We start from the raw sequence: 12,467 nt of genomic DNA, 5'->3' as shown, positions 1-12,467 counted from the left end.
TCAGACCAGCCAGTCGGACAGCGCCATCCAGTCGACTTCCGCACCCGATTCCAGCCGCGCGCCCGCCGGGATGCGGGCCAGGCCGTGCGCCCAGGCCAGGCTGCTCAGGGCGCCCGAGCTTTGCTGGGTGTGCGGCGTCAGGCGGGGCAGTCCGGTGGCGCCCTGGGTGGCCTGGATGCGCAGGAAGTCGTCGCGGTCGCCCCCGACGGCGCGGGCCGTGTCCAGGATGCCGCGCCGCACCGGGGGCAGCACGTCCCGGCGGCCCTGCAGGCCCCGGATCAGGGGGCTGACCAGCAGCGTGAACACGGCGAAGGCCGAGACCGGGTTGCCGGGCAGGCAGACCACCGGGCGGCCGTTCAGTTCGGCCAGCGCCACCGGCTTGCCCGGCTTCATGCGCACCCGCCACAGGTCCAGCGTACCGCCCAGGGCTTCGATGGCGGGCTTGACCAGATCCTTTTCCCCGACCGAAGCCCCGCCCACGCTGAGCACCAGGTCGCAGGCCTCGTTCAGTTCGGCCAGCGCCCGGCGGGTGGCTTGCGCGTCGTCGCGCGCGTGGCGCAGCATCGGGGCGGTCGCGCCCAGTCCGCCGCACAGGCTGGCGAGCATCGGCGCGTTGGAATTGTGGATCGCGGCCGGGGGCAGGGGCTGGCCGGGGGGGACGAGTTCGTCGCCGGTGGTCAGGATGCCGACCTTCAGGCGGGGAAAGACGGGCGCCCGGTCGTAGCCCTGGGCCGCCAGGACGGCCAGGTGGCCGGCCGCCAGGCGGGTGCCCCGGGCCAGGACGGTCTGGCCCGCGCGCATGTCCTCGCCCCGGCGGCGGATGTGCCGTCCGGGCGGGGGCGGTGTCAGGAAGGCGACCCGGCCGTCGTCCTCGCGGCAGTCCTCCTGCATGGCCACGGTGTCCGCGCCCGCCGGGATCACGCTGCCGGTGAACAGCCGGATGGCCTGGCCGGGCAGCAGGGGCTCGGGCGCCTGGCCGGCGAAGCAGCGCTGCTGGATCGGCAGCGTGGCGCCGGGGGCGGCCGCGTCGGCGGCGCGCAGCGCGTAGCCGTCCATGGCGCTGTTGTCGGCGGGCGGCAGGTCGAGGACGGCGACGACGTCCTCGGCCAGCACGCGGCCGGCGAGGGCGTCGAGGGGGATGGTTTCGTGTCCGGCGGGCGCGCGTCCGCGCGCCGCCAGCCGTGCCTGGGCGGCATCGAAGTCGAGCATGGTCAAGTGTCCATATGCGCCGCGCGGTAGGCGCTGGCGAAATTGCAGGGGAGCTGGCGGCTGTCGAGCTGGGACAGCAGGATCTTTTCCCAGGCCAGGCGGCAGGCGCCCGTCGAGCCGGGCAGGCAGAACACCAGGGTGTCGTTGGCCATGCCGCCCAGTGCGTCGGACTGCAGCGAGGAGGCGCCGATGTCCAGCCAGGACAGGTGGCGGAACAGTTCGCCGAAGCCGGGCACGACCTGGTCGAGCAGCGGCGTGACGGCGGGAATGGCGGACTTGCCGTGAGTGAAGCCCGTGCCGCCGTTGCACAGGATCACCTGGATGTCCGGATCGGCGATCCAGTCGCTGAGGACCTTGCGGATCCGGTAGCGGTCGTCCGGGCACAGCGCGCGGGCCCGCAGGTCGTGGCCGGCCTCGCCCAGGGCGGCGGCCAGGTAGTCTCCGGTCGTGTCCTCGGCGGCCGTGCGGCGGCTGGAGATCGTCAGCACCGCGCAGCGCAGGCTGACGGGCGGCAGGGCGGGATTGGCTTTCATGGCATGTCCTGGGGCGTGTCCCGGGAAGTGTCCCACCGGGCGGTTTTCTCGGCGTCGGCGGCCTGCTGTTCGACCCAGAAGGCCTGGCCGTCGGCCAGGGTTTCGCGCTTCCAGAAGGGCGCGCGGGTCTTCAGGGCGTCGATGATGTATTCGCAGGCCTGGAAGGCCTGGCCCCGGTGGGCGGCGGCCACGCCGACGAAGACGATGGGGTCGCCCAGCGGCAGTTCGCCGACCCGGTGGACCACCACGGTGTCGAGGACGTCCCAGCGCTGTTTCGCGTGGTCGCACAGCGCCTGGATCTCGCGTTCGCACATGCCCGGGTAGTGTTCCAGGAACAGGCTGCGGGAGCCGGCGTCGGGACTGTAGTCGCGCACCATGCCCAGGAAGTGCACCAGGGCGCCGGCCCGGCCGGCCGCGCGGGCCTGCAGCAGCGCCGCCAGTTCGGCGACTTCGAAGCGTTCGGTCTGGATGCGGATCATGATGCGTGCATGGACAAGCTGAACGGGCCCGGGACTCAGCCGCCGGTGACGGGCTCGAACACGGCGACCTCGTCGCCCGGGCGGATCGTGGCGGCGCGCCCGGCGTGTTCCTGGTTGATGGCGAGCTTCAGGCGGGCCGAGGGCCCCAGGGCGGGACAGCGCGCCGCCAGGGCGTCCAGCCAGTCGCCCGCCTGGACGGGCGCGTCCAGGGGCAGGGTTTCGCGCCGCACGCCCATGTGTTCCGCGACCTGGGCGAAATACAGGACTTCAATCGTTGCGCCAGTCGCCACTCTTGCCTCCGGTTTTGCTGAGCAGGCGGATCTGCTCGATGACGATGCCCTTGTCGGCGGCCTTGCACATGTCGTAGACCGTCAGGGCGGCGACGGAGCAGGCCGTCATGGCCTCCATCTCGACGCCGGTCTGGTGGCGGGTGCGGCTGGTGGCGCGGATGGTCAGCGTGCGGCTGGACTCGTCGGCCGAGAAGTCCACCCCGACGAAGCTGAGCGGCAGGCTGTGGCACAGGGGGATCAGTTCGGCGCAGCGCTTGGCCGCCAGGATGCCGGCGACGCGGGCCGTGTTCAGGACCTCGCCCTTGGCATTGGCCTGGGCCGACAGCAGGCCCCAGGCGTGGGCGTTCAGGCGCACCCGGCCCTCGGCCACGGCGGTGCGGTCGGTCGGGGCCTTGGCGCCGACGTCGACCATGCGGACCTGGCCGTTTTCATCCAGGTGGCTGAGGGTGGGGGAGAAGTCTGTTTCGCTCATGGTCCTATGATAAACGAGGACGCCGCCGGGCGGCATGCGCCGCTGCTATGATGCTTGCTTGAGGGCAATGCCGGCCGGATGCCGGCGGCGCTCCCGACCGGAATTCCGCATGGCCAAGACGATCGGCGCATTTTTCTCCCTGTACCTGGCGACCCTGATCCTGTTGCTCAGTTCCGGGCTGTTCAATACCTACCTGGGCCTGCGGCTGACGGCGCTGTCCGTGTCCGAGGTCTGGGTCGGGGCGATGATCGCCGCGTACTACCTGGGCCTGGTGCTGGGCGCCCGGGTCGGGCACCGGCTGATCATCGGCGTGGGCCACATCCGCGCCTACGCGGCCTGCGCGGCGCTGGTCACCGTCACCGTGCTGGCGATGATCCTGATCCAGGGCCTGTGGGTCTGGCTGGCGCTGCGCTTCGTGGCGGGCGTCGCCATGGTGAGCCTGTTCATCGCCATCGAAAGCTGGCTCAACGAGCAGACCGAGAACGCCTCGCGGGGGACCGTGTTCGGCTTCTACATGGTCGCTTCCTGTATGGGCACCGTGCTGGGCCAGCTGGCGCTGGGGCTGTTCCCGAAGCTGGATTCCGAGCCGCTGGTGTTCGTGGCGATCTGCAGCGTGCTCAGCCTGATTCCGGTGACGCTGACGCGGCGCCTGCACCCGGCGCTGCAGGTGCCGGCCCCCCTGGCCCTGCGCTACTACGTGGCGCGCGTGCCCCTGTCCCTGACGGTGCTGTTCCTGGCCGGCATGCTGACGGGCGCGTTCTATGGCCTGGCGCCTGTCTACGGGCTGCAGCACGGCATGGACAATCACCAGGTGGGGGTGTTCCTGGCGGTGTCCGTGGCGGCCGGCCTGGTGTTCCAATGGCCCCTGGGCTGGCTGGCCGATCACATGAGCCGGGTGCGCCTGATCCGCATCGGCGCGCTGCTCCTGTTGTGCCTGGGGGTGCCCCTGTGGGGCTGGTTCGAGTTTCCCTACGTGGCCCTGGTGGCCTTCTCCGGCGTGCTGGGGATCGTCCAGTTCACGCTCTATCCCATGGGGGCGGCCTTCGCCAACGACAACGTCGATCCCGAGCGGCGGGTGGGCCTGAGCGCCCTGCTGTACATGGTCTACGGCCTGGGCGCCTGCCTGGGGCCGCTGGCGGCGGGCGGCCTGATGCGGGCCTGGGGGTCGGACGTGTACTTCGTCTTCGTGTCGGCCTGCGCCGCCCTGCTGGTGGTGTTCATCCGCGAACGGAAGGTCAAGGGCACGCACCGCAGCGAGGACGCGCCCACCCAGTTCGTGCCCATGGCCGACACCCTGCAGAATTCCCACGTGATGGCGGTGCTGGATCCGCGCGTCGATCCGGCGCGCGACATCTCGCACGATCCGGTGATCGACGACCCCCTGGCGGCGCCGGCCGCGCCGGAACCGGAACCCGAACCGGCGCCGCCTCCGGCCCCGGCCCGGACGGCCTCAGCGGGGGAATAGCAGCACGATCGCGCCCAGGGCCAGCCCGATGCCCAGCATGTTCAGCGCGCTCAGCCGCTCGCGGAACACGCCCGCGCCCACCAGCGTCCCGATCGAGATCACGCCGATGTTCATGGCCGCGAACACCAGGGTGGGGTTGTCCGGGAAGGTCTGGTGCGCGCGGATGTAGAAGTAGATGTTGCCGAAGTTCAGTCCGCCCAGCAGGACGCCGGACGTCAGGCTGCGGGCGTCCCAGCGGGTGCGCCGGACCAGCAGCCACAGGCCCATCAGCAGGCCGGCCAGGATGAAGCTCAGCAGCAGGCTGCCGGTGAAGCCCGCGCCGATCCGCGCCATCTGCTTGAACAGGATGTCGATGCAGCCGTAGCCCGCCCAGACGCCCAGCAGCACCAGCCAGCCGCGCGATGCCGATCCCCGCGTCTCGTCCTCGGGCGCGGTCGCCGCCGCGGCGTTCCCGGACGGCGCCGCGGCCGCGGCCCGGGGGCGCGCCAGCAGGCAGGCCAGGGCGCACAGCGCCAGGGCGATGCCGAAGGCCTTGCGGCCCGACAGGACCTCGTGGAACACCAGGAAGGCGGCCAGGATCGGCAGGATCAGCGACAGGCGCTGGGCGGTGTCGCTGCGCACGATCCCCGCCCGGCGCACGGCGGCCGCCATGACCAGAAACACGCTGGGCAGCAGCACTCCCAGCAGGCACAGGATCAGCCAGACGGCGGGCGGTTGTTCGAACAGCGTGTCCAGGGGCGGGCGCAGCAGCCACAGACTGAGCGCCGCCGCCGTCGCGTAGTTGACGGCGATGGCCTGGTCGATGCGGATGCCGCCGCCGCGGGCCAGCTTCAGGAAGATCGAGACGGCGACGCTGAAGGAAATGCTGAGGATCAGGGTGTGCATGGTGGGGCGCGTCGGATGAGGGTCAGGCCGGACTGGCGGCCGCGTGGGTTTCCAGGGTTGCGGATACCGTATCGTCGGGCATCGGCACCAGCCCCAGGCGCTCGAACAGCAGGGCGTCGGCCCGCGCCTGCGGGTTCGGCGTGGTCAGCAGCCGCTCGCCGTGGAAGATCGAGTTGGCGCCGGCCATGAAGCACAGGGCCTGGGTGCTGTCGTGCATGCTCTCGCGGCCCGCCGACAGCCGCACCACGGCGCGGGGCATGACGATGCGGGTCACCGCGATGGTGCGCACGAACTCGATGGGATCCAGGTCGGGCGCATCGGCCAGGGGCGTGCCCGGCGCCTTCACCAACTGATTGACGGGCACGGATTCGGGGTAGGGGTCCAGGCTGGCCAGGGCGGCGATCAGGCCGGCGCGGATCTCGCGTGATTCCCCCATGCCGACGATGCCGCCGCAGCAGACCTTCAGCCCGGCGCCGCGCACGCGCCGCAGCGTGTCCAGGCGGTCCTGGAACGTGCGGGTGCGGATGATCTCGCCGTAGTGTTCCGGCGCGGTGTCCAGGTTGTGGTTGTAGTAGTCCAGGCCGGCGGCCTTCAGGCGTTCGGCCTGGCCGTCCTTCAGCATGCCCAGGGTGACGCAGGTCTCCAGGCCCAGCGCCTTCACGGCCTGCACGTGCCCGATCACCTGGTCCAGCTGGCGCTCGGTCGGCGAGCGCCAGGCGGCCCCCATGCAGAAGCGCTGCGCGCCCGCGTCCCGCGCCTTGCGCGCCGCTTCCAGCACCTGGTCCAGCGGCATCAGCGGCGCCGGCTCCACTTCGGTGTGATAGCGCGAGGACTGCGGGCAGTAGGCGCAGTCCTCGGGACAGGCGCCGGTCTTGATCGACAGCAGGCTGGATTGCTGGACGGCGTTGGCCGGGTGGTGTTCCCGGTGCACGGTCTGCGCCCGCAGCAGCAGATCGTTGAAGGGCAGGGCGAACAGATCCAGGATCGCCTGGACCGACCAGGCGGGCGTCAGGGTTTCGTGACGGACGCGGGCGTGCATGGCGGATGGACTCCGGGGAATGGAAACAGCCCGGATCGTAGGCGCTGCGGGCCCCGCCTCGCAAGCGGGAACGACCGGTCATCGGTCCGCAAATTACCGGTAATGGATTGATCTTGCCGGCTATTTCAGGATAGCCGCGCGGCCTTCCCGGGTTTCGGGCGCGATCTTTCCCGGCGGGCCGATATGTAAAGAGTTGTGATCCGAGGCGCATGGAGACGGTTTCTCTACGGCCGAAACAAAAAAATCCGGCCTCGCTTGCGCACGAAAAAAAATTCGTGCATAATCTCGTTTCTTCGTTAACGAAGCCAGTTTTTGGGGGTATAGCTCAGCTGGGAGAGCGCTTGCATGGCATGCAAGAGGTCAGCGGTTCGATCCCGCTTACCTCCACCAAAAAACTTTCGTTGTCGAATGTCCTGTCCCCTTCGTCTAGAGGCCTAGGACATCACCCTTTCACGGTGAGTACAGGGGTTCGAATCCCCTAGGGGACGCCAGGATTTTCTGGCACCGCTGCGGAGCGGTAGTTCAGTTGGTTAGAATACCGGCCTGTCACGCCGGGGGTCGCGGGTTCGAGTCCCGTCCGCTCCGCCAATTAAATCAATGGGTTAGGTCACTTTGACTAGCCCATTTTTTTATTCCAAATTCCAATTTTGGAATATGTTTTGCCCGTCCGGGGTCGAAACTCCCCGTTTCCCGGCATCGACCGGAGCGTCGCGCAGGCCAGGCACAAGCACAAGATCGCCCAGGACTCGCTCCACGGTTTCGCGGGCATCGCAGTGTTTCGCATACGCCACAAACGAGGCGACGCGCTGGCGCACGTGCGCTAGATCCACCTCGCCGGCGAAGTACTGACACATCAGCCTGCGGAAGTCTTGCCGGGCACGCTTGATGTTGCGCTTGCGGGGAAGGATATGGGTCGGCCAGGTGCGATAGCCGCAAAAATCCACACCGCGCTGCCACGGGTGAATGGCCGTCTTCGGGTTCAACTCCAGGCCGAGGTCATGAACAGTGGCGCGTAACTCGCACAGCACGCTTTGGGCGGTGGCCTTGTCTGGTAGGACGGCAATGAAATCGTCCATATACCGCACATAGAACCGCAGGCTCATCTGATCCTTGGCGACATGATCCAGGCGGTTCAGCACGATATTCGCGCCAAGCTGGCTGGTGAGCGCGCCTACGGGCAGGCCCAGGCCGTTCTCATGGCCGTAACCCGTGAGGATCTGGCGCCAGACCCACAGGACGTCGGGATCGGAGATGACCCGCTCGACCTCGCGCATCAGCACCGGGTGCAGAATGCTCGCGAAATACCGACTGATGTCGGCCTTGAGCACATAGACCTCGTCGCCCCAGTTGCGGCGCGCCACGCGCAGGAAGTGCTGCACGCGGGCGACGGCCCGCTGCACGCCCTTGTCGCGCCTGCAGGCATAGCTGTCGTGGATGAAGCGGCGCTCGAAAAGCGGCTCGACCACCTGAACCAGCGCGTGGTGCAGGACGCGATCCTCGAAGGGCGGCGCCTGGATGGCGCGCAGCTTTGGCTCGCGCACGACGAACTCGCGCTGACGGCCTGGCGTCCAGGACTTCCAGATCAGGTGATTTTGCAGATTGATGAGGTTCTCTTCGAGGTTCGCCGCATAGCGCATCACCTCCAGGCGGTAGCGCTTGCCATGACGGGCGCCCCGGAAGGCTGCGTAGAGATTCTCGAAGCTGGTGAGGTCGGCCCATAGGCCGTTTATGGTGTGAGGCATGGATGTCCTGGTGATGGGCGGGCGCTGCCACGGTCTCCGTGAATACTGGCCGCAGCGCCCTGTTTATCTTCGACAACATGGTCAGGACAATGGCCCCAAAGGATACGCACTGGACGGCCGCCCATGAGCGAGCCGCCTTCCGGCGATAGTCGTTTGCGAGGCGGCCGCCGATATTCGTGTTGGAGTTCGACGCGGCGTTGTTGACGTTCAAGCAGAACAGCCCGCAGATCGCGCCGTTGTTCCAATTCCCGCCGTAATAAGCCATTGCCCATTCAAAGACAGCCTGTGGGCGCTACTGCATGGCTTCCCCCTTGCGTTTGGTGGTTTCGTGCTTGATCCACCCGCCTACGATTTGCCCGATTTCGTTGGTGTGCTTCATCCAGACCATCAGCCGGTGATCATTGATGTAGCCCAGGCGGTGGGCCTTGCGAATTAGCAGGCGGAACACCTCGATCTCGACGTCCAGGTCGAACAGCGCGGCGGCCTTCTGTCGGCGCTTCCACGCGACAGTGGCCAGGCGCAGGAAGCGGTTTGTGCTGGTGCGCATCTCGGCGCACAGCAGATGCCGCTCCAGACGCGGGAACTGATGCAGCACCTGGTGGGTGTATGCGTCCAGTTCCTCGAGCTTGGTGAGCAACGTCAGGTGTGGGTCTTTCATGCCAAGCGCGGCCCGTCGCCCGGAAAGTCCTGTGGCCCGAGTAGGCGCACGCCTGCCGGGTACAGCCGCTGCATCCAGAGCGGTGCCTGGGCATCATGCAGTTCCGCAGCAAGTACGGCCGTGGCGGCGTCGCGTGTAAGGCCGGGGATGTCGCGGCGAAACTGGCACAGCGCGTCATGCAGCAGGGATGCGCGCCAGGCCGCCGGGCGGCCATCATCCATAACCGGGCCATCGGGTACGCCAAGCCAGATGCGAGTGCCGGGCACCCGCAATGCGGGGCTGCAGCCATCCCAGGCATAGCCGACCTGGACACGTATCATGCCGCAATGGATCTGCAGCCACTCGCCATCGAAACTGATACCGGATAGCGCCCGATGATGGGCCGCTACCCGGTGATGCAGCACATAGCGCCAGCTTGTCATGCCAGCGCGCTCGCGGCGTCGAACACGATGCCGGCCAGATCCTCGACGCCGGCGGCGGCATCGATCTGATCCTCGAGGGCTTGGCGCATGCCCAGCAGCCCGCCGGCCGCCGCCTTGAATGCGGCTTCCTTGGCCTGCACGCGGGTGGCCAGGTCGGCAACGGTCAGGCCCCGGTCTGCCGCGATCTTCGTGAGCAGCGGCACTTCGGCCTGAGAGTCTGCCTGATACGCCGCCGCCTCGGCCGCCTGTTGTGGCCACGTCTTGATCTCGACGTCGGGGTAGCCCGCCAGCACGGCTTTGCCGGCAAGGTCGCAGGCGGCATTGATCTCGGCCAGCTTCGAGGCCTTGGCGGCGCGTAGCGCCGCGTCATCGGCCGGCTCAAGCGTAAGCTCACCCAGGTACTGAGCCGAGCCGGGCGCGCACGCCGGGACTTCCTCGACCTGGCCCGGCTGGATGACCGACACAAACAGACGCCCGGCGCGGTAGGCTTCCGGCACCTGCCAGGCTTTCACGCGGCTGGTGCCCGCGACGGCGGGCAGCGGCACCTGCATGGTACTGCCGTCGATATCGACCACCAGCTTGCCATCTTCGATCTTCATGGATTGCTCCTATTGGATGGTTGCTCGGGCACCGCGCTTGGCGCGGACCCGAAAAACATGACTCAAAAAAACTTGATGCCTTACACCTTTGCGAGGCGGCCGCCGACACTCGCGCTGGAGTTCGACGCGGCGTTGCTGACGTTCAAGCAGAACAGCCCGCAGATCGCGCCGTAGTTCCAATCCCCGCCGTGGTAGGCCACGCAATTCGCTGCCGACCACATGCCGTCTGCATACGTCCCGTTGTTGATCGACGCATCCACGGTCGCGGGCATAAACAGCGGCCCCAGGTCGTAGTCCGCGCCTTCGTCCGCCGACATCGTGACGATGTAGCTGGCGCTGGCCGATGGACAAATCTGGTTCGTGGTGATGTAGGTCTTGTTGCCCTTCCTGTCCCAGACCTTGTATTTCCGGTCGCCATCGGTCTGCAGGCCGTCGAACATTTCCCAGACGTTGCCCCACAGCCCGATGATCCCGCGCCAGGACGCGGCGAGGGTCGCGGCGGCATCCACCGCCTGGGCCGCGCTGGCGTTGACGTAGCCCTGGGCGATCAGCGTCTGCACGTCCGGGTTGCCCAACTCGATCAGCGCCAGGGCCTGGATCGCGGCGCGCATGTACACATGCCAGAGTTGAAACCCCGTCACACCGCCGGTGTTGCGCGCCGTGGCGCGCGCCGCCATCGTCGGGAAGTTGATCGACACCAACGGGGAGACGCCGGGCACGGACTGCATCACGTTGCCGGTTCCATTCGAGGCTTTGTACTTCCCGATCCAGAACTGCTGCAGGGGCTGTCCGGCATCCATGAACGCGGGGTGAAGCTGGAAGCCGGCCTCTTTCTTGTCTGACACCCAGATGGCCGTCTTGCCCGCGAACGTACCCGAGGGTACGACGCCTTCTTTGATGTAGAACGCGGGAATTTTCACCATCTGCTGGCTGTCGATGCTCTGGTCGACGATGCCGGCGTAAGTCGGGTGGGCGTTGAAGAAGGCGGCGTCGGTGGCCTTGGCGTTCCCATCCTCGTCGATGCGCGCCCACTGGCCCGAGGCGCCACCCGTGGTCACCAGCGCAATGCCGATCACGGTGCCAAAAGTCTTTTTCGTCGTGAACTTGGTCTCAACCGACCACTCGCCCCAGCCGATATTCTGGCCCTTGTGGCGCACGCGCCAGAAGTACTCTGTCCTGGCGGACTTCAGCAGGTCGGCCGGCACGGCAAACGACGTGAGGTTTTCTGTGTCGTCGCCCGTATCGAGAGTGGCCGAGTCATACGACTGGCCCGCCTCGCGGATCTGCCACTGCGCGGCCTCCTGGGTATCGCTGCCCGCATACACGGCGAAGCTGCTGCCGGTCAGCGTCGGAGTGTCGCCCACGTTCTCGAGCTTGTCGGCCGGGCTGACGTTGGTGGGGGCCTGGACGTAGACGAACGAATCGGCGGTCGAAAACGACACAGCATCCGACCACGGCGACCAGGCGCCCTCGGCATCACGGGCACGGCCGCGCACATAGTAGGTCGAGGACACCTCCAGGCGCAGGCCGACCTCACGCCATGACAGGCCACCGACCTGCGCACCCGAGTCGATCATGATCTCGGCGAAATCCGCTGTCGTGGACACCTGGAACTGCACGGCATCCACGCTGGTATCGGTCAGTGACACATAGTTTGTCAGCGCGAGCGTGGGCAGGTCTGTCAGACCCTCGGCGCCGTCCAGAGGATTCGCCATTACGGGCTTCAGGGGCGGCGTATGCGTGCCGCGCAGGCCGGTGATGGTGCCCAGCCCGATGATGTGTTGCACCTCGGTGGTGCCTGCGCCGCCCGAGACAGAGACGCGCAAGGCGGTGTCGCCCGCAATCGTGAACTCATACTCGCAATCGATGTATCCAGCGGGCACCTTGCCACCAGACCGTGTCCAGGCAAGCGGTGCCGATTTCCACTGGTTCGCGGCCGTCAGATAATCGACGCTGATCGCGGCCGCCGTGGGCTTGCGCCGGATCACGACCGAGCGCTTGGCGGCATCGAACCCGAGATTGATCGGCTTCGAAAAATATGTATCCCCGGCCTTGGCCTGAGATGTGCCATCGGCCACGGCAAAAGACGTGCGGGCCAGGAATGCCCCCTCGCCATAGGCCCAGGTCAGTGCATCGGCCACGCGCACGCGGGTGGCTGTCAGCACCGCCTCGACCAGAACCTGCTCGGAATGGGTGCCGTCGTAGACGACGTATCGCTGCCCGGCTGCGAACGTGCTGGAATCCTCGACGTCGATGGAATCGTCGCCAGCGACTGCCGAGATGACATCCACCGGCTGTGTGTCCATGAGGGTATAGTCGCCCGCCCACATTTCCATCGAAATGTTGTTGCCCGAATAGTCCCAATCCAGGCGCACGGCTCGGGCCAGCATCGGCGCTGTCATGCCCTGCAGGCTTCCGAGATCACCGCCCAGATCCTGCACGGCCTGGCTGACCTGATTCATTCGCTCCGCAAAGGACGGGGCATCGCCCTTGGCGGCCTCGAGTTCCGCCACGGCACCGCCGGCGCGCTGGCGCAGCGCCTCGAAGTTATCGTCGATTTCCTCGAATCTGGTGTTCCAGAGATCGGGGACGGCATCCGGCTCCGTATTGGGCAGCGGAGTGATTTTGTCGTGCGGCAGTGCGGGGATATTGTTTTCGGGCATGGTCTCACCTG

13 protein-coding genes and 3 tRNA genes are annotated in these 12,467 nt (G+C 67.4%); 4 read left to right on the top strand and 12 right to left on the bottom strand.

Annotation, left to right across the window (positions count from 1 at the left end):
• Genes ACFO27_RS06835 through moaC form a run of 5 tightly spaced genes read right to left on the bottom strand, consistent with a single transcriptional unit; the run spans window position 1 to window position 2,983 of the window.
• On the bottom strand, window positions 1-1,209 hold the full coding sequence (locus ACFO27_RS06835) for a molybdopterin molybdotransferase MoeA (protein WP_376816664.1): 1,209 nt from the start codon (window positions 1,207-1,209) through the stop codon (window positions 1-3).
• 2 nt (window positions 1,210-1,211) lie between these two features.
• On the bottom strand, window positions 1,212-1,742 hold the full coding sequence (gene moaB / locus ACFO27_RS06830; RefSeq protein ID WP_376816663.1) for a molybdenum cofactor biosynthesis protein B: 531 nt from the start codon (window positions 1,740-1,742) through the stop codon (window positions 1,212-1,214).
• Window positions 1,739-2,221 carry a molybdenum cofactor biosynthesis protein MoaE gene (locus ACFO27_RS06825; RefSeq protein WP_376816662.1) on the bottom strand — a complete coding sequence of 161 codons (483 nt, stop codon included), beginning with the start codon at window positions 2,219-2,221 and terminating at the stop codon, window positions 1,739-1,741. Before ACFO27_RS06825 ends, moaB begins: the two co-directional genes overlap by 4 nt.
• Before the next feature lie 35 nt (window positions 2,222-2,256).
• Window positions 2,257-2,511, bottom strand: coding sequence for a MoaD/ThiS family protein (locus ACFO27_RS06820; RefSeq protein ID WP_376816661.1), 255 nt, complete (start codon window positions 2,509-2,511; stop codon window positions 2,257-2,259).
• Window positions 2,489-2,983 carry a cyclic pyranopterin monophosphate synthase MoaC gene (gene moaC, locus ACFO27_RS06815; protein WP_376816660.1) on the bottom strand — a complete coding sequence of 165 codons (495 nt, stop codon included), beginning with the start codon at window positions 2,981-2,983 and terminating at the stop codon, window positions 2,489-2,491. The genes ACFO27_RS06820 and moaC overlap by 23 nt, the downstream gene beginning before the upstream one ends.
• Before the next feature lie 109 nt (window positions 2,984-3,092).
• Here moaC and ACFO27_RS06810 point away from each other — a divergent pair, with 109 nt between their 5' ends.
• Complete coding sequence (locus ACFO27_RS06810) at window positions 3,093-4,448, top strand: MFS transporter (protein ID WP_376816659.1); 1,356 nt, start codon at window positions 3,093-3,095, stop codon at window positions 4,446-4,448.
• On the opposite strand, the gene ACFO27_RS06805 is transcribed toward ACFO27_RS06810, so the two are convergent.
• Together ACFO27_RS06805 and bioB are read right to left on the bottom strand one after the other, a co-directional pair.
• Entirely contained in the window at window positions 4,434-5,333 is a 900-nt protein-coding gene (locus ACFO27_RS06805) for an EamA/RhaT family transporter (RefSeq protein ID WP_376816658.1), read from the bottom strand. The two genes, ACFO27_RS06810 and ACFO27_RS06805, sit on opposite strands and share 15 nt — an antisense overlap.
• 22 nt (window positions 5,334-5,355) lie before the next feature.
• Window positions 5,356-6,372 (bottom strand): biotin synthase BioB, encoded by a 1,017-nt coding sequence (gene bioB / locus ACFO27_RS06800; RefSeq protein WP_376816657.1) that lies wholly within the window; start codon window positions 6,370-6,372, stop codon window positions 5,356-5,358.
• 314 nt (window positions 6,373-6,686) lie between these two features.
• On the opposite strand from bioB, the gene ACFO27_RS06795 reads away from it, so the two are divergent.
• The 3 genes from ACFO27_RS06795 (at window position 6,687) to ACFO27_RS06785 (ending at window position 6,960) form a co-directional block, all read left to right on the top strand.
• Window positions 6,687-6,762 (top strand) — tRNA-Ala (locus ACFO27_RS06795).
• Between the two features lie 25 nt (window positions 6,763-6,787).
• Window positions 6,788-6,863: transfer RNA gene (locus tag ACFO27_RS06790), tRNA-Glu, on the top strand.
• Between the two features lie 20 nt (window positions 6,864-6,883).
• Window positions 6,884-6,960: transfer RNA gene (locus tag ACFO27_RS06785), tRNA-Asp, on the top strand.
• Between the two features lie 41 nt (window positions 6,961-7,001).
• Here ACFO27_RS06785 and ACFO27_RS06780 read toward each other — a convergent pair.
• From ACFO27_RS06780 to ACFO27_RS06760, 5 genes are all read right to left on the bottom strand, one after another.
• Window positions 7,002-8,114: a reverse transcriptase domain-containing protein gene (locus tag ACFO27_RS06780; protein ID WP_376816656.1), complete on the bottom strand. Its 1,113-nt coding sequence runs from the start codon at window positions 8,112-8,114 to the stop codon at window positions 7,002-7,004.
• 292 nt (window positions 8,115-8,406) lie between these two features.
• Window positions 8,407-8,772: a diversity-generating retroelement protein Avd gene (gene avd / locus ACFO27_RS06775; RefSeq protein WP_376816655.1), complete on the bottom strand. Its 366-nt coding sequence runs from the start codon at window positions 8,770-8,772 to the stop codon at window positions 8,407-8,409.
• Window positions 8,769-9,194: a hypothetical protein gene (locus ACFO27_RS06770; RefSeq protein ID WP_376816654.1), complete on the bottom strand. Its 426-nt coding sequence runs from the start codon at window positions 9,192-9,194 to the stop codon at window positions 8,769-8,771. The genes avd and ACFO27_RS06770 overlap by 4 nt, the downstream gene beginning before the upstream one ends.
• On the bottom strand, window positions 9,191-9,793 hold the full coding sequence (locus tag ACFO27_RS06765) for a hypothetical protein (RefSeq protein ID WP_376816653.1): 603 nt from the start codon (window positions 9,791-9,793) through the stop codon (window positions 9,191-9,193). The genes ACFO27_RS06770 and ACFO27_RS06765 overlap by 4 nt, the downstream gene beginning before the upstream one ends.
• 80 nt (window positions 9,794-9,873) lie before the next feature.
• A complete protein-coding gene (locus ACFO27_RS06760; RefSeq protein ID WP_376816652.1) occupies window positions 9,874-12,456 on the bottom strand; it encodes a hypothetical protein in 2,583 nt (860 codons plus the stop codon).
• Window positions 12,457-12,467 lie beyond the last annotated feature (11 nt).

It is taken from the genome of Castellaniella denitrificans (genome assembly GCF_042653765.1).
Classification (GTDB): domain Bacteria; phylum Pseudomonadota; class Gammaproteobacteria; order Burkholderiales; family Burkholderiaceae_B; genus Castellaniella; species Castellaniella denitrificans.
The sequence above is the reverse complement of the archived record's forward strand: the minus strand, read 5'-3'. Positions and strand labels throughout refer to the sequence as shown.